The 21,443-nt window shown below is 59.3% G+C and carries 18 protein-coding genes and 2 pseudogenes; 9 read left to right on the top strand and 11 right to left on the bottom strand.

The window, feature by feature from the left end:
* Nucleotides 1-16 precede the first annotated feature (16 nt).
* The 5 genes from OCV66_RS10640 to OCV66_RS10620 form a co-directional block, all read right to left on the bottom strand.
* Complete coding sequence (locus OCV66_RS10640; RefSeq protein WP_107631272.1) at nucleotides 17-1,102, bottom strand: 2-hydroxyacid dehydrogenase; 1,086 nt, start codon at nucleotides 1,100-1,102, stop codon at nucleotides 17-19.
* Between the two features lie 101 nt (nucleotides 1,103-1,203).
* Nucleotides 1,204-2,616 (bottom strand): PTS galactitol transporter subunit IIC, encoded by a 1,413-nt coding sequence (locus OCV66_RS10635; RefSeq protein ID WP_107631273.1) that lies wholly within the window; start codon nucleotides 2,614-2,616, stop codon nucleotides 1,204-1,206.
* 88 nt (nucleotides 2,617-2,704) lie between these two features.
* Nucleotides 2,705-3,001, bottom strand: a complete 297-nt coding sequence (locus OCV66_RS10630; RefSeq protein ID WP_054328148.1) for a PTS sugar transporter subunit IIB — start codon at nucleotides 2,999-3,001, stop codon at nucleotides 2,705-2,707.
* 45 nt (nucleotides 3,002-3,046) lie between these two features.
* Nucleotides 3,047-3,505 (bottom strand): PTS sugar transporter subunit IIA, encoded by a 459-nt coding sequence (locus OCV66_RS10625; RefSeq protein WP_054328147.1) that lies wholly within the window; start codon nucleotides 3,503-3,505, stop codon nucleotides 3,047-3,049.
* 18 nt (nucleotides 3,506-3,523) lie between these two features.
* Nucleotides 3,524-3,784 carry an HPr family phosphocarrier protein gene (locus OCV66_RS10620; protein WP_054328146.1) on the bottom strand — a complete coding sequence of 87 codons (261 nt, stop codon included), beginning with the start codon at nucleotides 3,782-3,784 and terminating at the stop codon, nucleotides 3,524-3,526.
* 172 nt (nucleotides 3,785-3,956) lie between these two features.
* On the opposite strand from OCV66_RS10620, the gene OCV66_RS10615 reads away from it, so the two are divergent.
* Entirely contained in the window at nucleotides 3,957-4,913 is a 957-nt protein-coding gene (locus tag OCV66_RS10615) for a sugar-binding transcriptional regulator (RefSeq protein WP_107631274.1), read from the top strand.
* A gap of 63 nt (nucleotides 4,914-4,976) precedes the next feature.
* On the opposite strand, the pseudogene OCV66_RS15635 reads toward OCV66_RS10615, so the two are convergent.
* Nucleotides 4,977-5,099, bottom strand: a pseudogene (locus OCV66_RS15635) (sorbitol dehydrogenase); the annotation flags it as partial.
* A gap of 9 nt (nucleotides 5,100-5,108) precedes the next feature.
* Nucleotides 5,109-5,939 (bottom strand): annotated as a pseudogene (locus tag OCV66_RS10610) (zinc-binding dehydrogenase); the annotation flags it as partial.
* A gap of 400 nt (nucleotides 5,940-6,339) precedes the next feature.
* Here OCV66_RS10610 and OCV66_RS10605 point away from each other — a divergent pair.
* From OCV66_RS10605 to OCV66_RS10585, 5 genes are all read left to right on the top strand, one after another.
* The gene (locus tag OCV66_RS10605) at nucleotides 6,340-7,242 is read left to right on the top strand and encodes a 1-deoxy-D-xylulose-5-phosphate synthase N-terminal domain-containing protein (protein ID WP_147574268.1); all 903 of its coding nucleotides are present in this window, start codon (nucleotides 6,340-6,342) and stop codon (nucleotides 7,240-7,242) included.
* A gap of 15 nt (nucleotides 7,243-7,257) precedes the next feature.
* On the top strand, nucleotides 7,258-8,244 hold the full coding sequence (locus tag OCV66_RS10600; protein WP_054328143.1) for a transketolase family protein: 987 nt from the start codon (nucleotides 7,258-7,260) through the stop codon (nucleotides 8,242-8,244).
* Between the two features lies 1 nt (nucleotide 8,245).
* Entirely contained in the window at nucleotides 8,246-8,911 is a 666-nt protein-coding gene (locus tag OCV66_RS10595) for an HAD family hydrolase (protein ID WP_147574267.1), read from the top strand.
* A 5-nt stretch (nucleotides 8,912-8,916) separates the two neighbouring features.
* Complete coding sequence (locus OCV66_RS10590) at nucleotides 8,917-9,609, top strand: class II aldolase/adducin family protein (RefSeq protein WP_147574266.1); 693 nt, start codon at nucleotides 8,917-8,919, stop codon at nucleotides 9,607-9,609.
* A 387-nt stretch (nucleotides 9,610-9,996) separates the two neighbouring features.
* Nucleotides 9,997-12,393, top strand: a complete 2,397-nt coding sequence (locus tag OCV66_RS10585) for a heavy metal translocating P-type ATPase (protein ID WP_147574265.1) — start codon at nucleotides 9,997-9,999, stop codon at nucleotides 12,391-12,393.
* Nucleotides 12,394-12,442: 49 nt separating this feature from the next.
* Here OCV66_RS10585 and OCV66_RS10580 read toward each other — a convergent pair whose 3' ends face one another.
* From OCV66_RS10580 to OCV66_RS10565, 4 genes are all read right to left on the bottom strand, one after another.
* On the bottom strand, nucleotides 12,443-14,170 hold the full coding sequence (locus OCV66_RS10580) for an ABC transporter ATP-binding protein (RefSeq protein ID WP_054327989.1): 1,728 nt from the start codon (nucleotides 14,168-14,170) through the stop codon (nucleotides 12,443-12,445).
* Between the two features lie 114 nt (nucleotides 14,171-14,284).
* The gene (locus tag OCV66_RS10575; protein WP_054327990.1) at nucleotides 14,285-15,265 is read right to left on the bottom strand and encodes a diaminopimelate dehydrogenase; all 981 of its coding nucleotides are present in this window, start codon (nucleotides 15,263-15,265) and stop codon (nucleotides 14,285-14,287) included.
* Between the two features lie 120 nt (nucleotides 15,266-15,385).
* Nucleotides 15,386-16,183, bottom strand: a complete 798-nt coding sequence (locus OCV66_RS10570) for a tRNA 2-thiocytidine biosynthesis TtcA family protein (RefSeq protein ID WP_054327991.1) — start codon at nucleotides 16,181-16,183, stop codon at nucleotides 15,386-15,388.
* Nucleotides 16,180-16,935 carry an SDR family NAD(P)-dependent oxidoreductase gene (locus tag OCV66_RS10565; protein ID WP_054327992.1) on the bottom strand — a complete coding sequence of 252 codons (756 nt, stop codon included), beginning with the start codon at nucleotides 16,933-16,935 and terminating at the stop codon, nucleotides 16,180-16,182. Before OCV66_RS10565 ends, OCV66_RS10570 begins: the two co-directional genes overlap by 4 nt.
* Before the next feature lie 157 nt (nucleotides 16,936-17,092).
* Between OCV66_RS10565 and rnr the strand changes: the two genes are divergently transcribed.
* The 3 genes from rnr to uraA all read left to right on the top strand — a co-directional run.
* Nucleotides 17,093-19,336, top strand: a complete 2,244-nt coding sequence (gene rnr, locus OCV66_RS10560) for a ribonuclease R (RefSeq protein WP_054327993.1) — start codon at nucleotides 17,093-17,095, stop codon at nucleotides 19,334-19,336.
* Nucleotides 19,337-19,396: 60 nt separating this feature from the next.
* Entirely contained in the window at nucleotides 19,397-20,239 is an 843-nt protein-coding gene (locus OCV66_RS10555; protein WP_054327994.1) for a patatin-like phospholipase family protein, read from the top strand.
* Between the two features lie 74 nt (nucleotides 20,240-20,313).
* On the top strand, nucleotides 20,314-21,443 hold a 1,130-nt coding region (gene uraA / locus OCV66_RS10550), incomplete at its 3' end, for a uracil permease (protein WP_147574281.1).

The raw sequence follows: 21,443 nt of genomic DNA, 5'->3' as shown, positions 1-21,443 counted from the left end.
CATATTCTTCCTTTCATTAGTCCAGAGTGATCGAAGCGGCATTGACCACACGATCGTTGACGCCGCTTTGCAAAAAGCGGTCCGCTTCACGCATCAGCAGAAACGGCGCGCGCGGGATCGCGTCCACCGTCGTTCCCGCGATGTGCGGGGTCAGCAGCACATTGTCCATTTGTAGCAGCGGGGAGTCCGCGTCGAGCGGTTCGCTGTCGTATACGTCCAGTGCCGCACCTGCCATGTAGCCCTGCTGCAGCGCCTCAACCAGCGCGGGCTGATCGACCAGGCCGCCGCGCGCGGTGTTAATGAAGTACGCTGTCTTTTTCATGCGGGAGAAATACTGCATGCCAATCATATGCTCGTTTTCAGGTGTCAGGCGCAGATGCAGCGAAACAATATCGCCCTGCTCGAACAGCGCTTCGAGCGAATCAACCAGCTTGACCGCGCCCAGCCCCACCTGCGTGAGCTTTTCCGGGTTGGTATAAGCATCATAGGCGATGACCGGTACGCCGAGCGCGAGCAGACGGCGCGCTAGCGCCGCGCCCACGTTGCCGATACCGGCCAGCGCGACCGTGTGGCCGGACAGGGTCATAAGGAAATCCGAGTTATAGTAGTTTTTGCACCATTCCCCGCCGCGCATTTTCAGGTGGGATAGTGCGATGTCGCGCGTCAGGCACAGAATCATGCCCAGCGCGAAGTCTGCCACCGGTTCGGCGTTGCGGATGACATTGAGCACCGGGATATTGCGCGCGCTGGCGGCTGCCAAATCGATGTGCTCCAGACCGCCGCGGCAGGTCAGGATCAGCTTAAGGCTTTTGGCCTTTTCCAACAGCGCGGCTGGCACCGGGTTGAAATGCACCAGAAGGACGTCTGCATCCGCGATTGCTTCGTCCAGTCCATCGGCGTAAGGGACGGCCTCTGGGCCGCCGCGCTCAAGCCTGAGTTGCCGGGCGGTGAATTCCTGCTTGTCGGTCGACCCCCAACGCAGCTTCCGGATTTCGCCGCAGCAAAGCGCGCTCGCGCGGACGGCCTGCTCCATGGTTTCGGGCGAAACGAACGCGTCGCCCACAACAACGACCTTTTGCGGCCGCAAGGTGAAATCTTTCATTTGGTCTCCTTTTCCTAAATACGATAGCCGCCGCTGCAAAATGCAGCAGCGGCCGATTAGTTGATTATTGCGTTGCAAACCTTATACCAAAAGCAATGGACTTAATAAGCCGAATACTCTGCGGCAGAGCGCTCCAGATACTCGACAAAACGGGCTTTATTCTTGCGGAACAGGAAGTACATCACGAAGTATACAATTACAACCGCGCCGATGATGATCGGGTTCTTGCTCAGGAAGCAATAGAACAGGCCGGCAATCAGCGGATGGCAAAGGATACCGAAGCTGGTGATGTACACGCCTGCCTGCGGCAGCTGGAAGCCGGCTTCTACAGCTACCTGAGTGAAAGTCGGCGCCAGCTGAGAGGCGATGATCAGGCCCAGCGAGAACCAGATCGCACCGCTGACCACACTCTTGGCAATGTTGCCGTTGGATACGCAGATGAAAATTTCAACCATGTACGGCAGCGCGCACAGGTCGGCCATCGGCAGAATGATGTTGCCCGGCAGCACGAACGAGAGCAACAGCATGATTGGGATCAAGATGATGCCGGTAACCAACGTGTTCGGTTCGCCGTAACCGCAGGCGTCGTTAACGGACAGGTACCACTCGCGGCCCTTGCCGGCCTCGACAGCCTTGGCCTTATAGGCGTCGGACATCGTGGTGAATGCGTTAGCAAAGATACCTGCAACCTTGGGGAATACCGCCATGATCGCCGCAGTCGAAACCGCAGCCGAGCTGACCGTGCCCCAAGCTGCCAGTGCGCCTTCGCCGAACAGCATGTTGTAGTTACCGATCACGCCAATGATGGCGCCGACAATCAGGCCGATGAACATCGGCTCGCCCAGCAGGCCTAGCTTTTTCTGCAGGGTTTCAGCGTTAAGCTTGATCTTGTTGAAGCCGATCTTACCCAGCAGCCAGTTCATGATAACCGCAAACGGCAGGCTTTCCAGATGGTGCGGCGCCGTCATACAGCAGTTGTCATATTCATAATAGGTGGACCAGCGCTTGGCACAGGCTTCAGAGAACAGCAGGATATAGAGCAGCTGCATAATCATGCAGGCCATCGCAAGCATCATGTTCTCCGTCAGGGCATAAATCAGCGAGCCCCAAACCATGAACGAATAGTTGTTCCAAAGGTCGGATGCCATGAAAACGTCCGTCCACTTCGCCAAGAAAAGGACGATCTGCAGTACGATGGCTACACCGATAAACAGAACGCCGACTTTGGTGGAATACGCGATGACCGAAACCGATTGCCAGCCGGTATCCAGGCCGGGCAGGTTAACGCCGGCGTTGGTGACCATTTGATTGACAACCGGCGCGATAATCGCCGAATAGCTGTTAACTACAAAGTTGAAGCCGGTCAGACCGACTGCACACAGCAGCGCGGACTGAAAGGCTTTTTTTGCAGGCGCGCCCATGCACATACCAATGATGAACAGGATGATGGGCACGAACACCGTTGCGCCAAAGGTTGAGAACACATTGCTCAACGTCTGCAGAAATTCTGTCATTTACTTTTCCCCCTTTTTTGTCTGAACGGGACAATCGGAATTGCGGCGGCATAAGGTCTGTATCGGTTTGCTGGATGCAGGCCGGAAATCAGCCCTTGGCTTCCAGAATAGCCAGGCAGTCTTCGACCACCTTGTCTTCTGCCATGCCGGTCAGCATGCCGACAGCCTTCACCTTCGGGATGCCGAAGTCCTGACGGACCGGGCTGACGCAGGCGATCAGGTCAAACTGCTTGCCCGAGATTTCAGAAGCAATGCTGTTGGGGCTGGCTTCGGTCATGGAAGCGTCCCAGCCTTTTTCAGCCAGCTTTTCCTTGAGCTTGCCGGCTACCATTGCCGAGCTAACCGTGCCGGAACCGCACACGCAGAGAATCGTACAGCTTTTCATGATTACATTCCTCCTGTTGTAAACGGAAAATGAGATGGATGGGTTTTAACCGATATATTTCTGCGCGGCTGCAAACAGCTCGTCGTCTGTTTTTGCCGCGCGGAATTCCGCGACTACTTCCGGCTGCTGGAAGACGCCGAGCACTTTCTGCAGCAGCTCAACCTGCTCATCGGGGTCCTGAATGGCCATCATAAACAGCATTTCCGCCTCAACGAGCGTATCAGGATCGCCCATATGGGCGAAGGTGACCGGATGCGCCAGTTGCGCGATGCAGACACCGGGGCGATATACGTGCTGCGGGTCGGTATGCGGCATGGCCACGCCTATTTCCGCCAGCTGCAAGCCGGTGGGATAGGTTACCTCGCGCGCTAACACCGCATCGATATAGGTATCCTTGACAAAGCCTGCGTCAAAAAAGCGCTGACCGACCTGCCGGATCGCGTCCTCGGCATTCTTGGCCTCCACATTGCGCAGGATCAATTCACGAAAGGTTGCCTGTTCCATAGCGCTTGCCTCCCTTGATCATTCGTTCAGTCCGTCGAGAAAAGCGACGATCTTGTTGCCGACTTCCTGTTCGTTTTCGCCCTTTACTTCAATGGTGATGGGCGTGCCTTTTTTCAGTCCAGCGCTCAAAATACCGATAATATTTTTGGGGTTGATCGACCCTTTCTCGGTAATAAGGCGGATTTCTTCCGGAAATCCCTTGCAGAGCGCGGTAAGCTGCGCCGCGGGACGGGCGTGCAGGCCAGTCTGGTTCTTGATTGTAAATTCTTGGCTAAACATGATGCTTTTCCCTCCGATTACTGTCGAATTATATCCGTTTTGCTTGATTATTGTATTTTACTCTGTCTATGCTGTCAACGCAGAATAATTTGACATTTGCGTCAAAATCGCTTATACTATGTTCAAATGGTGAACAAAGTTTCACGTCATTGTTGGTGAGAGGAGCCTTTTTGTGAGCAATCGTGTTGATTTACTGGTGCATATTTCCGAACTTTATTATCAGCAGGAACTGAGCCAGCAGGAGATCAGTCAGATCATGGGAATTTCCCGCCCAACGGTTTCACGCCTGTTGGATGAAGCCAAGGAAACCGGCGTTGTCGAGGTGATTATCCACAGCCCGATCGTCAAGCATCCTAAGCTGTCCTATGCGCTGCGCACGGAGTTCGGTCTGCGTGACGCGATTGTGGTTTCCGGCAACTATGAGTTCGACAAGGCGCTTGCCCGTTGCGCAAAGTGCGCCGCCCATTTTCTCAACACGGTTTTGGAGAACAATATGTCGATCGGCATCTCGTGGGGCCGGGCGCTGGAAGCGCTGTGCAATGCGGTCGAGCCGAGCGAATATTATAATGTTAACGTGGTGCAGATGGTCGGCTGTCTGGGTACCGGTAATCCCCGTGTAGACGGGCTGGAGTTGGCGCTGCGCCTGTCGAAAAAGGTAGGCGGCACATATTCCAACATCTATGCGCCGGTTTATGTGGACAGCGAACTGGTTTATTCCTATCTGGTTGCTGAACCGCAGATCGAAACAACACTGAAAAAGGCGCTCTCGGTTGATATTGTAATCACCGGCATCGGCTCGCTGGACGATCCGAATGCTTCACTGTATCAATCCGGCTGCTATAGCCCGGAGGATCGCGAGGAGCTGATGCGCCGTGGCGCGGTATCCAGCCTGCTTGGCCGTATGTTTGATATCAACGGCAAGGAAGTGCAGCTGGATGGCCGCTTTGTGATTTCCGCCCCGCTGGAAGCGATGTATTATCCGACGTGGTCGATCGGCATCAATGCCGGTGCAGCCAAGGCAGAATGCACGCTGGCAGCGCTGCACGGAAAATATCTCAATACCCTGATCGTGGACGAACCACTTGCCCTCCGCATACTGGAACTGGAGGGCAAGCCGTTCGAAACATGAGGGGTGAAAAAATGCGAAGGCAGGGATGCAGGCATCCCTGCTTTTTTATGCTTATTTCAGCGAGCCGTCCAGCACGATAACGCCCTTGGCGCCTTCGCCGCGGATCATCTTGTCGAAGCCGTCGCGCCAGTTTTCCAGCGGATCGATCGAGGTGACGATCTTCTCCGGTACGACCGTACCGGCTGCGAGCAGTTCGAGCGACTTGACCCAGGAAGAGGGCTTCTGGCTGCGCGAACCGACGTAGGCAATTTCCTTGTGCAGGATCAGGTCGGTCCAGATGCTTTCGTGTGCTTCCGGGAACACGCCCATCTGTACGACCGTGCCCTTGCGGCGGACGATCTCAAGCGCCTTATTGGCCGCAGGTACAGCGCCCGAGCATTCGAAGCACTTGTCTGCGCCGACGCCGTTCGTCATTTCCATGACGATTGCTTTCAGATCCTCGGTCATCTGGTCGACACAGCGGTCCGCACCTGCGCTTTTTGCGATTTCGAAGCGCTCGGCATCGTGTGTCAGGCCGGCGACGATAACGGTTGCGCCCTGGCTCTTGGCGACTTGCATGACCATTTGGCCAATCGCACCCGCGCCAAATACAACGCAGACGTCGTTGGGCTGTACGTTGCCCTTTTCGATCGTCGCATGTACGCCGCAGGCAAGCGGTTCGGTCAGCGAAGCGGAAAGCAGGCTGACATTATCCGGCAGCACATGGACGCTTTCTTCACGGCTGACCAGATATTCCGCCATGGAACCATTGATCTGTGTACCGATGCCCTGCCGGTTGCCGCAAAGATTGTAGTCCTTGCTTGCGCACATCGGGCAGGTGCCGCAGGTTTTATAAGTGGTTTCGCTCGTCACGCGGTCGCCGACCTTGATGTTTTTGACATCGGGGCCGACTGCGGTGACAATACCGGAAAACTCATGCCCTAAAACCACTGGCGGTTTGGTGCTTGCATAAGTGCCTTTAAAGGCATGTAAATCGGTTCCGCAGATGCCGGAATACGCCAGCTTGATTTTGACCAGATCTCCCATCGCCTCCGGTTCCGGGATATCCATATATTGCATATGGTCGTATCCCGCTTCGGTTTTGACAACAGCTTTCATCATCGCATCCCCTCTTGCTTGAAAATATGTTCATATATAGAAATAATGTTCTTTCTTCGTTTGACAAATTATCATATCCAGTTGCATTTATTATAGCGTGATTGGCTGTATTGTCAAGCAAAAACCAGAAAAATATTGTTTAATTTGATCATTTCAACAAAAACCAAATGGGGTTTTTAGTCAATATATCCATTTTAATGCAGTTGACATTTGTTCATATTTATGAAATAATAAAAGCACGATAAACGGTGTATCGCTGCACCCAGCAGCAGTGGGTTGCATAATCCGACATTTGTTTTCACGCGCTTATCAGAAAGGAGTCAATATTATGGCGGAAAAAAAATATTCTACCGAAGAAGTCCAGAAAGTAGCCAACCAGATCCGCAAGCAGATTTTGGGCGTAGCCCTGCAGACCGGCGGCTGCTATCTGGCGCAGGCATGCTCCTCGGCAGAAATCATTGCTTCCCTTTATACTAAGGTGATGAACCTCGGTCCGTCCGTCGGTAACTGGGAGCCAATCCCGTTCCCCGGCGTTCCCGGCCCTGATAACATGGACTATCAGCGCGGTTCTGCGTATAACGGCGCCCCTGCGCCAGACAAGGATCGCTTCTTTGTTTCCTGCTGCCATTACGCATCGGTTATTTACAGTGCGCTGGCGGCGACCGGCCGTATCAGCCCGAACTGCATGGAGAAGTTCAATGTCGACGGCTGGAATATGGAAATGATCGGCGCAGAGCATTCTCCCGGTTTTGAAAACACCGCAGGCTCGCTCGGCCAGACAATTTCGATTGCAGGCGGCACTGCCCATGCCCGCAAGCGCCGCGGCGACACCGGCAAGTGCTATGTGCTGCTGGGTGATGGCGAGCTGCAGGAAGGCCAGACTTGGGAGTGTATCCAAGCGGCTGGTCACTATAAACTGGACAACTTTATCGTTGTTGTCGATGCCAACGACCAGCAGGTTGAAGGCAAGATCGCGGATCAGATGACCGAGGAACCGATCGTTGCTCGTTTCGAGTCCTTTGGCGCGACCTGCGTGGAATGCAACGGCCACGATATTGAAGCGTTCTGCAAGGCGTTTGAAACCCCGCATGAGGGCCGTCCGCTCGTTGTTATTGCACGCACCAGCGGCGCAACCGGCATTAAGCCGCTCGAGAAGCCCCGTTCGATGCATTTTATCCGCATCGGCAAGGACGAGCGCGATGAATTCCAGAAGATCTACGACGCGATGTAAGAGAGGGGTTCAACCATGAAAATTGAAGTCAATACCCACGAAAAAAATATGATCCGCTTTGCCGCGGAGCATTCGGAGGTCGTGGTTATGTCCGCCGACCTCGGTTCGTCCTGCGAGGTCAAGAAGTTCCGCCAGGTTTATCCGGACCGTTATCTGACCATGGGCATCGCCGAGCAGAATATGTGTTCCTGGGCGGCTGGTATGGCGCGAGAGGGCTACCGCCCCTTCCTGCACACCTTTGCCGTATTCCTTTACCGCCGCATTCTGGACCAGCTTGAGATGAGCGTGGCCTATCCGAACCTGCCGGTCGTATTTGTCGGCTTCGTTCCCGGCATCACCACTCCGGGCGGCGTTACCCACCAGTCGATCAATGACGTCGGTGTGCTGCGCACCGTGCCGAACATGACCATTTTCGATATCGGCGACGCAACCGAAATCGAAGGCGTGCTCGATCTGGCATATGAGTGCAACGGCCCTGTTTACATCCGCATGCTCCGCAAGGAAGTGCCGCGTCTGTTCCCTGCCAACGAGCCGATGCAGTTCAACCGTGCCCGCGTGCTGTCCGAAGGCGACGATATCGTGCTGCTGTCCTCGTCGATCTGCACCGAGGAAGCCATGCGCGCCACGGCAGCGCTCAAGGAAAAGGGCGTTTCTGTGCAGCATATGCATGTTTCTACCCTCAAGCCGTTCACCGACCCGACCATCGTCGAGGCGATCAACAAGAGCAAGTACGGCGTTATCACGATCGAAAACCATCTGGACATCGGCGGTCTCGGCACGGCAGTTGCGGACATAATCGCAGAAAACGGCCTGGGTAAACGTCTGGTCAAGATCGGCCTGCCGGGCTATCCGCACGGCGCGTCCAAGATGTACCTAATGAAAAAGTACGGTATCGATGCAATGCATCTGGTCGAAGCCGTCGAGGAGCTGACTGGAAAGAAACTCGGTATTCAGGAAGACGACCTTGAGAAGGTTCGTTTCGTCGATTTCCTGGAGGTATAACGTGCCCTATCGTGCCTGCGTGTGGGATATGGACGGCACACTGCTCAACACCCTGCCGACCATTCTGTATTACTGTAACCAGTCGCTGGCGCATTTCGGGCTGCACAGCATTGCGATGGAGGACTGCCGCGATCTGTGCAGGCTGCCGATCTCGCATTTTTATCATCGTCTGCTCAGATTGGGCGGCTGCCCGGAGCAGGATGTGGAACGGCTACAGCCCGCGATCCGCGATTATGACTGCGCCAGTTACCTGAAGGATTTTTCCCATCTGACCGAACCGTATGAAGGCATACGCGAAACCCTTGAAGCGCTGCGGGATATGGGGATCAAAAACGCCGTGCTGACCAATAAGCCGGATGCACTGGCCCACTCATTGACCAGGCAGTTCTTCGGCGGACTGATGGAAGCTTGCATCGGTCAGACACCGCAAACCATTTCTAAACCTGACCCGCGGTCGATGGACCGGGTGCTGGATACGTTGCATGTGCAGTGCAGTGAGATCCTGTATGTCGGCGATACGGATATAGACATGCAAACAGCGCACAACTCTGGCGCAGCCGCAGCCGCGGCCTGCTGGGGGTATCAGTCCATCGAGCAGCTCATGCCCTATTCGCCCGAGCATGTGATACATGCCCCGGGCGATCTGATCGAAATATTTAGGAGGTAACCGCTATGTTTTCCGAAATGAAAAAAGAAATCATTGATGCCGGCATCATGCTTGACCGCTATGAGTTGGTTTCACTGACCTGCGGCAACCTGAGTGTGCGAATGCCGTCAGGTGAGATCCTTGTCACTCCATCCGGTATGATGTACGAAAAAATGGTTGAGGACGACATGATCGTCATGGATCTCGACGGCAACATCATAGAAGGTACACGCAAGCCGTCATCAGACACACCTGCTATTCTACATATCTTCCGCGAACGCCCGGATATCAACGCTGTTATCCACACTCACCAGCCCTATGCAACTGCGGTTTCTCTTATCCCCGGCCTAACCGAGTTCCGTGTATGCATCACCGCGTTGGCAAACGCTGCGGGCGGTAACGTGCCTATCACCCCGTATTCGGCCGCCGGCTCGATCGATATGGGCATTGACACCGTTAAGTATGTCGGCGACGGTCATGCTGTTATCCTGTCCCAGCATGGCGTTATGACCGTCGGCAAGGATCTTAACCAAGCACTATATGCTGCGGTTTATCTGGAAGAAGCCGCCAAATGCTATCTGGCAGCGCGCGCAGCCTGTGTCAACGGCGAAACCAAGTTAATGAGCGATGCCCAGATTCAGCAGATGGTCGATGTGTTCAAATACTACGGTCAGGGAACAGCCACAATCCCGCAGGAGATGGTTCAGCGTTTGGGCTAAGCAACCGGAAAAAGCCGCCTGCGCGAGCGCTTTCCCCAAGCACACACTGCATGACGTTTATGATGTAACATCTAAAACCCCTTGATTGCATGATCAAGGGGTTTTAGAATAACCTCATTAGGAGAAATGCCCATTTTACACCATCGACTTATACGCATGAAAAGAATAGGCTTGCATCGGATGATTCCCGCAGCAGTCGAGATTGGATCTGCTTTTCAGTCTTATACTCTAAACGGTTTCAGTGTTGTCCCTATGGGACCGCACCTTTGACGGCGTTTTTTGTGCATCTTTTTTTCTTTCCCGCTATTGACAAATCACCGTTCTCGGACTAATATGAATACATGAACATATGAGCAATCATTCATATATAATTCAGGAGGCGAGATTATGGCGAGCGAAAGAACGCGCACTGCCTTACAAGTGCCGGACGAACATACAGCCGAACAGAGTCATCATCCGGAAACGTGCGGCTGCGGCCGCGATCATCAACACGAGCATCACCATCATCACGACGACGGTTGCGCCTGCGGCCACGAGCACGAGCATCACCACCATCACGACGACAGCTGCGCCTGCGGCCACGAGCACGAGCATCACCACCATCACGACGACGGCTGCGCCTGCGGACAGGAGCACAGCCACGGACAGGAGCACCGCCATCGCACGAGCGCGCACGGCATAAAACGGGTATACACCCTGCAAAACCTCGGCTGCGCGCACTGCGCCGCCGAGATGCAGCGCCAGATCAGCCAACTCGACGGCGTGGACGACTGCGTACTGGTCTACGAGACTAAGCAGCTCCGCGTGACCGGCAAAAATCCCGACGCTCTGCTGCCGCGCATCCGCGAAATCTGCCAATCCATCGAAAGCGAGACACAGGTTATCGCTTCAGAGGATGAGGCCGGCACCGGCCGCAGCCATCCGCTTGCCGGTATCCTGATCGGCGCGGGGCTGTTCCTCGCCGGTGAGCTGGCGCTCGGCGGCATGCCAAAAGTGCTCGTCATGCTCGCAGCGTACCTGCTGCTCGGCTGGCGCGTGTTGCTGACCGCGGTCCGCAATATCGGCAGGGGCCGCGTGTTTGACGAAAATTTCCTCATGGCGCTTGCCACGGTCGGCGCGTGGGCGATCGGCTCGTTCGACGAGGCGGTCGGCGTTATGCTGTTTTACCGCGTGGGCGAATACTTTGAGGACCGTGCGGTCGAGCGCTCGCGGCGGCAGATCATGGCCGCGGTCGACCTGCGTCCGGAAACGGTCAACCTCGTCGAGGCGGACGGCGGTGTCCGCCCAATCCCTGCGGAGGACGCTGCGGTGGGCGATATCGTGCTGGTTCGCCCGGGCGACCGCGTACCGCTGGACGGAAAGGTCGTGGAGGGCGAGAGCCGCCTGGACACCTCGGCCGTGACCGGCGAGCCGGTGCCGGTGCGCGTCGCGGCTGGCGACCGCGCGATCTCCGGCTGTGTTAATACGGACGGTGCGATTAAGCTGCGCGTCACCCATGTGCTGGCGGAGAGCATGGTCCAGCGCATCTTGGACAGCGTGGAAAACGCGGCCGCGCGCAAGCCCAGGATCGACCGCTTTATCACCCGCTTCTCCCGCGTGTACACCCCGGCTGTCGTCGCCATCGCGCTGCTGACCGCCGTCGTACCCAGTCTGGCCACCGGCGACTGGAGCAAATGGGTGTACACCGCGCTCACCTTCCTTGTCATTTCCTGCCCCTGCGCACTGGTGCTCAGCGTGCCGCTGACCTATTTCGCGGGCATCGGCGCAGGCTCCAGGCGCGGTATTCTGTTCAAAGGCGGCGCCTCGCTCGAAGCGCTGAAGGATGTGAAGGCCGTTGTCATGGATAAGACCGGTACGATCACCAGGGGCAACTTTGTGGTGCAGCGCGTATGCCCGGCGGAGGGCGCGGACATCGACGAAAACGAGCTGCTTTGGCTCGCCGCTGCGTGCGAGGGCGCGTCCACCCACCCAATCGCAAAATCCATCCTCGCCGCCTATGAGACGTGCAAGGAAACAGCGGAAAGCGCCGGTCGGCCCAGCCTGATCTCGGTCGGCGCACCCGAAGGTATCCGCGAGCAGGCCGGTGAGGGCGTGGAAGCCGTACTGTGCGGCAAGCCCGTGCTGTGCGGCAATGCCAAGCTGCTACGGCGCCACGGCATCGGTCTGTCCGGCTACCACGGTACGCTGGGCAGCACCGAGGTCCTGCTGGCGATGGATGGCCGCTTTATCGGCCATATCGACATCGCGGACACGGTCAAGCCGGATGCGCGGCAGGCGGTCGCCCGCATGAAAGCGCAGGGCCTGACGACCGCGATGCTGACCGGCGACGGGCAGGACAGTGCGGACGCGGTCGCGCAGGCGGTCGGCATCGACGAGGTGCGCGCGCGCCTGCTGCCGGAGGATAAGCTTTCCGCCCTGACCGATATCCGCGAAAAGCGCGGCGCGGTGATGTTTGTGGGCGACGGCATCAACGACGCGCCCGTGCTGGCGGGCGCGGACGTGGGCGCGGCCATGGGCAGCGGCGCGGACGCGGCGATCGAAGCCGCGGACGTGGTGTTTATGAACGCCGACCTGTCCTCCATTCCAACCTCGGTAAAGATCGCGCGGCGGGCAAGCTTGATCTCCAGGGAAAATATCGTGTTTGCGCTGGCGGTCAAGCTGCTGGTCATGATACTCGGCCTGAGGGGCATCGCCTCCATGTGGCTGGCGGTGTTTGCCGACACCGGCGTCGCCATGCTGTGCGTGCTCAATGCCGTGCGCATGCTGTATATGAAAACTGAATAAACGTCTGCGGAACAGAAAAAGAGGAAACCGAGGCCGGTTTCCTCTTTTTTCAGTCTTCTGTGGCGAGTTGATACAGGTGCGCGTACGCGCCGCCCCGCGCGAGCAGCTCGGCATGCGTCCCCTGCTCGGCCACGCCGTCCTCGGTCAGCACGACGATCTTGTCCGCGTTGCGGATGGTGGACAGGCGGTGCGCGATGGTCAGCACCGTGCGCCCCTTGGCCAACCGTTCGAGCGACTGCTGCACCAAGCGCTCGGATTCATTATCCAGCGCGCTGGTCGCTTCGTCCAGAATCAGGATGGGCGGATTCTTGAGGAACACGCGCGCGATCGAAATGCGCTGCTTCTGCCCGCCGGACAGCCGCACGCCGCGCTCGCCGACAAAGGTATCATAGCCGTCCTGCGTGGCGCTGATGAACTCGTGCGCGCCCGCCTGCTTGGCCGCCTCGACGACCTCCTCGCGCGTCGCGCCCGGCCGCCCGTAGGCGATATTGTCAAAGATCGTGCCTGAAAACAGATACACATCCTGCTGCACCACACCGATCTGTCCGCGCAGCGAATCCAGTTCGACCGTGCGCACGTCATGCCCGTCCACCGTGACGCGGCCGCCGGTCACATCGTAAAACCGCGGGATCAGGTTGCAAATCGTGGTCTTGCCGCCGCCCGACGGGCCGACCAGCGCCACGCTCTGCCCTGCCCGAATGTCCAGCTCCAGATGGTCGAGCACCGGCGTATTCGGGTCGTCCGCATAGGCGAAGCAGACGTCCTCAAAACGGATATTGCCCTGTACGCGCGGCAGCTTTTCCGCGTTTTCCGGACTCTCAATATCCGGCTCCACGTCCATGACCTCGAAAAACCGCTCGATGCCGGTCATGCCGCGCTGGAACTGCTCGGCGAACTCCACGATGCGGCGGATGGTCGCGAGCAGCGTCGCCACATACAGCAGGTAAGCCATAAAGTCCGCGGGGTCGATGCGGCGGTGTACCATGAACAGGCCGCCCGCGATGATGACCGCAATATACATCAATCCGTCAAACGCGCGGGTGGTTGCGGTGAACGCGCCCATCCAGCGGTAATTCTCCTTTTTGATCTCCAGCCAGTCGCGGTTGCCCTGCTCGAATTTCTCGATCTCGCGCGCCTCGCCGGTAAACGACTTGACCACGCGCACCCCCAGCAGGCTGTCCTCGACCTGCGCGTTGACCTCGCCCACCTGTCGGCGGTTTTTCGCAAACGTCCTGCGCATCGCCATATTGAACTTGCCCGCGACGATGGCCATGACCGGCACAATGGCGAAGATGATGATGGTCAGCGGCACGTTGACCGTACACAGGATGACGAACGACACCACGATCTTCAGCCCCGCGATGAAAAATTCCTCCGGACAGTGATGCGAGAACTCAGTCACGTCGAACAGGTCGCCCGTGATGCGCGCCATCAGCTGACCGACCTTGGTGTTTGCAAAATAGCCGAACGACAGCTTCTGCAGGTGGCCGAACAGGGCCGAGCGCATGTCGGTTTCGATGCGTGCGCCCATGACATGCCCGATGTTCGCCATAAAGTAGGAGGCGGCCACGTCGATCAGCCGCAGCACGATATACAGCGCCGCCACGCGCAGCACCAGTCCGCTCGTCAGCAGGGAAACATCGTCCATGCCGACCTGCGCGAGGCGGCGCATCATCATCGGCAGGCCGATCTCGCACAGCGTCGTCAGTGCGGCGCAGAACAGGTCGAGCAGCAGGACGCCCGCGTAGGGCTTGAAATAGGGGGCAAAGCGCCGCATCAGGGCGCCGGTCGATTGCTTCAACAGAGCACCGTTCCTTTCTCTTTTCCGGCGTGCAAAGCAAAAAGGAGCTGCAGGGCTGCAGATCCTTTTTGCCGGTTTGCTTTTTGTTTTTTACAGCATGCGCGCGCGCAGCTCCTCGCCCGTCCGCGCGGACAGGTAGGCGGGCGCAATATCAAACACGGTCTTGGCGCCGCTCATACCCTCCTGCGCCATGCGGTAGGCCGCTCGGGCGTAGGCAGTCAGCACCGCGCCCGTGAACTCCGGATTGGAGTCAAGCTGCAGACGATATTCGATGATATGCCTGTTGCCGGCGCCGGTTTCGCCGCTGCGGATGACGAAGCCTCCGTGCGGCAGGCCCGCATGCTCGCGCGCGAGCGTGTCCGCGTCGATGAAATGCACGGTCGTGTCGTAATCCGAGAAGTAGTTTGGCATCTCCTTGATCTCCCTCTCGATGCGGGCGCGGTCCGCTCCCTCCTCCGTGACGACATATACCTCGCGAGTATGCTTCTCGCGGGTGGTCAGCGCGGGGTTCCGGCCCGCGCGCACGGCCTCGAGCGCCGCCGGCACCGGCACGGTGTACTGGCGCGCGTCCTTTACGCCCGCGATGCGGCGCACCGCGTCCGAATGGCCCTGGCTCACGCCGCGACCCCAGAAGGTATAGTCCTGTCCCTCCGGTAGGATGCAGGAGGCGTACAGGCGGTTCAGCGAAAACATGCCCGGGTCCCAGCCGCAGGAGATAACGCCCACCTTGCCGGCTTTCTTCGCCGCCGCGTCAACGCTGGCGAAATGCTCCGGAATGCGGGCATGGGTGTCAAAGCTGTCGATCACGTTGAACAGGGCCGCGTATTTGGGGGTCTGCTCGGGCAGGTCGGTCGCGCTGCCGCCGCAAAGCACCAGCACGTCGATCTCGTCCTTCATGCCTTCTGCCGCATCCACATGCAGCACCTTTGCGCCCGCGTCCGCGATCCGGAGGGCTTGCGGGTCGCGGCGGGTGAACACCGCTTTCAGCTCCATATCCGGATTCTGGCGAACCGCGGCCTCCACACCGCGGCCCAGATTGCCATACCCCAAAATACCGATACGAATGGTCATAGTTCAGAAGTCTCCTTTACTGTGTGCCGAAAAAGCGTGTTTTTTCTGCTCCTATGATACCATGTCCGCCGGCGTCTGTCCAGTATTCCTATTGGTTTTCCTTGCTTTCCGGCGGGCGGCTCAAAGCCTGTCCAGAAAGCTGTGCCGCCCCGCCCCGTCCCGCCAGCCGAGCAGCTTCGCGGTATCCACGTTTTTGACCGCGTTGAGGATATTCGCCTCGACCTGTGGGTTTTCCGCGGCCAGCGACGCGATCAGCTTTTTGACCGCCGCACGGCGGGTATCGTTTGCGAGCGCTTTCGCCGGACAGTCACACGGGAGGAACGTCAGCCCGCAGTAATCCGCCCAGGCCTGCACGCTGCGCTCGCGCACCAGGCAAAGCGGCCGGATCAACTCCATCCCCGCGTAATTTTTCGCCCGCATGCGCGGCAGCATGGCCTGCACCTGACCGCCGTACAGCAAGCCCATGAGCACGGTTTCGATCGCGTCGTCATAGTGGTGGCCGAGTGCGATCTTGTTGCAGCCGCGCTTCCGCGCCTCGGCGTACAGGTAGCCGCGCCGCATTTTCGCGCACAGAAAGCAGGGATGCGCCGCCGCGTGGCGCGCCGCGACGCGCAGCACATTGGTGTCGAATATCTCAAGCGGAAGAGCAAGGCGCGCGGCGTTCTCCTCCAGCCGCGCGCGGCCGGCGGGCGCGTATCCTGGGTCCATGGCAAGGAACACCAGTTTAAAGTCCACCGTGCGCTGCAGATCCTGCAGCAGCAGGGCGAGCAGCATCGAGTCCTTGCCGCCGGAAATGCATGCCGCGATCCGATCGCCCGGCCGCACCATGCCGTATTCCCGGACCGCGGCCGCAAACGGCCGGCGCAGCAGGCGCACAAATTCGCGCTGCAGCGTCCTTTTGATCTCCTGCGCGGTCATCCGCCGTTTTTCCTGTGCTGGAAATGATAGGTGACGCGCGCGAGCAGGCAGTCGGGCGCGAAGTGGCGCGCCAGGGTCATGGCTTTCATCGCCGCGCCCGGCACAACGACGCCCCTGCCCGCGAACAGCCCGCCGACCGCCTCGCGCGCCACGCGTTGCGCGCTCAGGCCGCCGAGCGAAAACCGCACGCCCGCCACCTTGTTGAATTCGGTATCCACCGGCCCTGGGCAAAGCGCGCAGACCTTGACTGGACTGCCCGCGCGGCGCAGTTCCTCCCGTATGGCCTCGGTCAGCCGCAGGACATAGTTTTTGGTCGCATAGTAGGTCGCCATGAGCGGGCCGGGCAGAAAGCCGGCCGAGGACGCCACATTCAAGACGTACCCGCGCCCGCGCGCAGCAAAATCGCGCACCGCCAGCTTGGTCAGGATATGCACCGCGCGGATGTTCGTGTCGATCATGCGCAGTTCCTCCTCCAGGCTGGTCGAAGCGAATTCACCGAACAGGCCGAAGCCCGCGTTGTTGACGACCACCTCCAGCTCCTCCCCGCGCACCGCCTCGTACAGCAGGCGGCATTCCCTTTCATCCGCGATATCCGCCGCGATCACACGGCACGCGGTGGGCAGTTCGGCAGCGAGCTGCCGCAGGCGCTCCTCGCGCCGCGCGCACAGGATCAGGTCATACCCGCGCGCGGCGAGCAGGCGCGCGATCTCTCTCCCAATGCCGGAGGACGCGCCGGTAACAAGTGCTTTCATCATTTTTTCCTCCTTTGCCGGACTTATTTTCTCCCATCCTTAGTGTATCATGCCGCTGGAGGAACGTCAAACCATGCCTTACGTCAATTTTCCTTTTATTCGGACAGCAAAGATGGTATACTGATACCAGAAGAAAAGAGGAAGAGGAGGGCTATTTATGCAAGATCATGCGCTGGAAAGCAGGCTGCTTTCGCTGCTCACACAGCCCATGCGGTTGGATGAGCTGCGCCGCGCCCTGCCGGAAGCCGGCAAGCAGGAGGTAAAGGACGCGCTCGACCGCCTGACCGCGGACGGTGCGGTCATGAAAAACAAGAAAAACCGCTTCGCTGTTTCCGCGCATTACGGCTGCGTCACCGGCACCTACCTCGCCACCGAGCGTGCGTTCGCGTTCGTCACGCCGGATGTAGCCGAGGGCGAGCCCCGTCCGGACGACCTGTTCATCCCGCCCAACGCCTCGGGCGGCGCGTGGCACGGCGATCGGGTGCTGGTCAAGCTCTCCGAACGGAAAAACGGGCGCGGGCGGCGGGAGGCCGCAGTCGTGCGCGTCCTGCGCCGAGCGGACAGAGAACTGACCGGCGCGCTGGTGCAGCGTGGAAACGCCTTTTTCGTGCAGCCCACCTCAAAAAAATATCCCGAAATCACGATTGACCGGCACGACTTGGGCGACGCGCGGCCCGGCGACCGCGTGGCGGTATCGATCTCTTACTATGGGGACGAAAAATCCGCGCCGCAGGGCGTGGTGCAGGCCGATTTGGGCGAGGACGGGACAATGGAGGCCTCGATCGCGGCCATCCTGCATGAAAACGGCGTATTCAATGCCTTTCCGGACGAGGTGCTACGGCAGGCGGACGCCATCCCGCAGACGGTCGACCTGGCCGCCGCCGGAGAGCGGCTCGACCTGCGGGACAAGCTGATCTTCACCATCGACGGGGACGACGCCAAGGACTTTGACGATGCGGTATCGCTCGAGCCGCTCGAAAACGGGCATTACCTGCTCGGCGTACACATCGCGGATGTGTCGCACTATGTAACGCAGGGCAGCCCGCTCGACCAAGAAGCGTACCGGCGCGGCACCTCGGTCTATTATCCCGGCCATGTCGTACCGATGTTGCCGTTTGCGCTGTCGCACGGCATCTGTTCCCTCAACCCGGGCGTGGACCGGCTGACCTTTTCCGCGCTCCTGGAGGTGGACAGGGACGGACGGCGCTATCGGGCGAGCTTTGCAAAGTCCGTCATCCGCTCCCAAGCGCGCATGACCTATAACAAGGTCAACCGCATCCTCGCGGGCGACGCGGCGCTGCGGGAGGAATATGCGTTCCTCGTCCCCACTGCGGAGAAGATGAACGGCCTTGCACACGCGCTATATCAGCGCCGCATTGAGCGCGGCGCTTTGGAACTGGATATTCCGGAGGCGCAGATCACAGTGGACGAAACGGGCAATCCCGTGGACATCTGCTTCCGCGAACGGGGAGAAAGCGAAAAGCTGATCGAGGAATTCATGCTGCAGGCCAACGAGGCGGTCGCGGAATTCATGTGCAAGCGCGGCCAGCCCACCGTGTACCGCGTACACGAAAATCCGGATCCGGAAAAGCTGCGCGTATTCGCGCAGTTCGCGCGGCCGTTCGGCTACCGCATCGACCCCGGCAAGCCGGAGGATACGTTCCAGTTCCAGGCCGTGCTGCGCGGCGTGAAAAACGACCCCAGGCAGCGTATCCTGCCGACGCTGCTGCTGCGCTCGCTCGCCCGCGCGCGCTATGCGGACGATTGCATCGGCCACTACGGCCTCAAGGCGAAATTCTACCTGCATTTCACCTCGCCCATCCGGCGCTATCCCGACCTCGTCGCGCACCGGATGCTGCAAAAGGCGCTCGCCGGCGAAGCGTTCACCGCCGCCGACCAAAACGCGTGCGAGGAGGCCGCGGCGCAGTCCACCACCCGCGAGCAGGCCGCGGACAACTGCGAGCGCGATATCGACAAGCTGTTCATCGCGGCGTATATGAAGCCTTTCGTCGGCGAGGAATTTGACGCGGAGGTGTCCGGCGTGCAGGCGTTCGGCATCTTTGTCGCGCTGGAAAACGGCTGCGAGGGGCTGATCCGCATCGAACTGCTCACGGGCGATTACTACCAGTATGACGAGCAGCACATGGCACTGCAGGGCCGCCATACCGGCAAGCGCTTTACGATCGGCACGCCCCTGCGCGTGCGGCTGCTCGCCGCGAGCGAGGTGACTGGCCAGATCGACTTCGCGCCCGCCGAGGGGAGCCTCCCGACCGCCGATGTGCCTGCCGTTCCCCCTGCGCGGGAGCGCACGGACGAGCCGCGCGGGAACCGCGCCCAGCGGCGGCGCGGCGCACGCGGGGGCAAAAGCCGGAAAAAGCCACCCACGCGCAAACGCCGGTAGGCTCCGGCGTACCGGACGGGCGCGCCGCGCGCCCCTGTTATCTGAGAAAGGTTTGAAAAAATGCCCGCACTTGTTTTGGAGGGCGGCACGTTCCGCCCCATCTTTTCCTGCGGCGTGATGGACGCGCTGCTGGACCATGATCTTCTGTTCGACTATGTGATCGGCGTTTCCGCCGGCATCACCTACGCGGTTTCCTACCTGTCCCGCCAGCGCGGGCGCAATCTGGAGGTCCTGCGCCGGTACCGGAACGACAAGCGCTATCTGGGCGCGCGCAACCTGCTGCGCGACCATTCGGTATTCGGCGTGGATTTCGTATTCTCCACCATCCCAAACGAGCTGATCCCGTTCGATTGGGAGGCGTTCCACACCTACCGCGGGCGCGCGCTGGTCGGCGTAACCAACGCCCGCACCGGACAGGCGGAATATCTGGACGGGATGCGGCTTGACCGCCCCAGCACCATGCTGCGCGCAACCTGCGCCATCCCGATCTATTTCCCGCCCATATCCATCGGCAGCGAAACCTATTACGACGGCGGCCTGGCCGACCCAATCCCGATCCTGAAAAGCCTGCGCGACGGCAACCACAAAAACCTGATCGTGCTGACACAGCCGGACGCTTACCGCAAGGAGCTGACGTGCGGCACGCGGTTCGCCGCGCGCGCCCTGCACCATCGCTACCCCCGGCTGGCCGCAACCATGCTGTCCCGCCCCAAGCGGTACAATCAAACGGTGTGCTTCTGCCACAGGCTTGCGGCGGCCCAGCCGGAAAACACCGTGCTGCTCCAGCCCGCCGAACGGCTTGAGAGCTTTGAAAAGGATGTAAAAAAGCTTGAATGGGGCTATGAAATGGGGTATAATATGGCCTGCTCGCGCATGGAGGATATCCGGCGCCTGTTTGACTGAGGAACGCCGCCGCGCGTTTTTCATACAGTGCCGCACGACGCGGCGCAAAAGAAATGAGAGGGGATAAAAGAAAAATGCAGACAAACAGAATCATCCAGGTAGAGGACAAGGTGCCGCCCCGTCTGCTGGTGCCGCTGTCCATCCAGCATATGTTCGCCATGTTCGGCGCGTCCGTGCTGGTGCCGTTTATGTTCGACATCAATCCAGCGATCGTACTGTTCATGAACGGTATCGGCACGCTGCTGTTCATCTTCATCACCAAGGGCAAAGCGCCCGCCTACTTAGGCTCGTCGTTCGCGTTCATCGCTCCGGCGACGCTGGTCATCCAGAACTGGGGCTACCCTTATGCGCTCGGCGGCTTCGTGGTGGTCGGCCTGTGCGGCTGCGTCCTGGCGGCAGTCATTTACAAATGCGGCACCAAATGGATAGACGTGGTGCTGCCGCCTGCCGCCATGGGTCCGGTCGTCGCGCTGATCGGCCTCGAGCTGGCCGGAAGCGCCGCCTCCACTGGCGAGATTGTGGGGGACGGCGTGACCACCGCCTCGGTCATTACCTTCTGCGTCACGCTGGGCGTGGCGGTGCTGGGCAGCGTGCTGTTCCGCAAATTCCTGTCCGTTATCCCGATCCTGATCGCGATCCTCTGCGGCTATGCCGCCGGCCTTGTCACCGAGTATTTTGCCGGAGAGCGCGTGATCTTGGACGGCATTATCGCCGCTTTCCACCAGCCGTTATTCCAGCTTCCGAATTTCCAGGCGCCCAAGTTCGACCTGGAAGCTATCCTCATCATCCTGCCGGTGATCTTGGTCATTGCCAACGAGCACATCGGCCATCAGCTCGTCACCAGCAAGGTGGTCGGGCGTGACCTGCTGCGGGACCCCGGCCTGCACCGCTCGCTGTTCGCGGATAACTTCTCGACCATGCTGTCCGGCTTCATCGGCTCGGTGCCGACCACGACCTACGGCGAAAACATTGGCGTAATGGCGATCACCAGGGTCTACTCGGTGCGCGTAATCGGCGGCGCGGCTGTGCTTTCCATCATCTGCTCGTTCGTCGGCCCGCTCGCGGCGCTCATCCAGACCATCCCCGGTCCGGTCATCGGCGGCATCTCATTCCTGCTGTACGGCATGATCGGCACCTCCGGCCTGCGCATCCTGGTGGATAACCATGTGGATTACGGAAAAAACCGCAACATGGTGCTTACCTC

The sequence above is a fragment of the Agathobaculum ammoniilyticum genome, from assembly GCF_025567315.1.
GTDB lineage: Bacteria > Bacillota > Clostridia > Oscillospirales > Butyricicoccaceae > Agathobaculum > Agathobaculum ammoniilyticum.
This window is presented reverse-complemented; position numbering and strand designations above follow the sequence as displayed.

What these genes read in the sequence shown, in the direction of transcription:
- OCV66_RS10640 (WP_107631272.1), bottom strand. Translation starts at nt 1,102, where the DNA reads ATGAAAGATTTCACCTTGCGGCCGCAAAAGGTCGTTGTTGTGGGCGAC.
- OCV66_RS10635 (WP_107631273.1), bottom strand. Translation starts at nt 2,616, where the DNA reads ATGACAGAATTTCTGCAGACGTTGAGCAATGTGTTCTCAACCTTTGGC.
- OCV66_RS10630 (WP_054328148.1), bottom strand. Translation starts at nt 3,001, where the DNA reads ATGAAAAGCTGTACGATTCTCTGCGTGTGCGGTTCCGGCACGGTTAGC.
- OCV66_RS10625 (WP_054328147.1), bottom strand. Translation starts at nt 3,505, where the DNA reads ATGGAACAGGCAACCTTTCGTGAATTGATCCTGCGCAATGTGGAGGCC.
- OCV66_RS10620 (WP_054328146.1), bottom strand. Translation starts at nt 3,784, where the DNA reads ATGTTTAGCCAAGAATTTACAATCAAGAACCAGACTGGCCTGCACGCC.
- OCV66_RS10605 (WP_147574268.1), top strand. Translation starts at nt 6,340, where the DNA reads ATGGCGGAAAAAAAATATTCTACCGAAGAAGTCCAGAAAGTAGCCAAC.
- OCV66_RS10600 (WP_054328143.1), top strand. Translation starts at nt 7,258, where the DNA reads ATGAAAATTGAAGTCAATACCCACGAAAAAAATATGATCCGCTTTGCC.
- OCV66_RS10590 (WP_147574266.1), top strand. Translation starts at nt 8,917, where the DNA reads ATGTTTTCCGAAATGAAAAAAGAAATCATTGATGCCGGCATCATGCTT.
- OCV66_RS10585 (WP_147574265.1), top strand. Translation starts at nt 9,997, where the DNA reads ATGGCGAGCGAAAGAACGCGCACTGCCTTACAAGTGCCGGACGAACAT.
- OCV66_RS10580 (WP_054327989.1), bottom strand. Translation starts at nt 14,170, where the DNA reads ATGCGGCGCTTTGCCCCCTATTTCAAGCCCTACGCGGGCGTCCTGCTG.
- OCV66_RS10575 (WP_054327990.1), bottom strand. Translation starts at nt 15,265, where the DNA reads ATGACCATTCGTATCGGTATTTTGGGGTATGGCAATCTGGGCCGCGGT.
- OCV66_RS10570 (WP_054327991.1), bottom strand. Translation starts at nt 16,183, where the DNA reads ATGACCGCGCAGGAGATCAAAAGGACGCTGCAGCGCGAATTTGTGCGC.
- OCV66_RS10565 (WP_054327992.1), bottom strand. Translation starts at nt 16,935, where the DNA reads ATGAAAGCACTTGTTACCGGCGCGTCCTCCGGCATTGGGAGAGAGATC.
- rnr (WP_054327993.1), top strand. Translation starts at nt 17,093, where the DNA reads ATGCAAGATCATGCGCTGGAAAGCAGGCTGCTTTCGCTGCTCACACAG.
- OCV66_RS10555 (WP_054327994.1), top strand. Translation starts at nt 19,397, where the DNA reads ATGCCCGCACTTGTTTTGGAGGGCGGCACGTTCCGCCCCATCTTTTCC.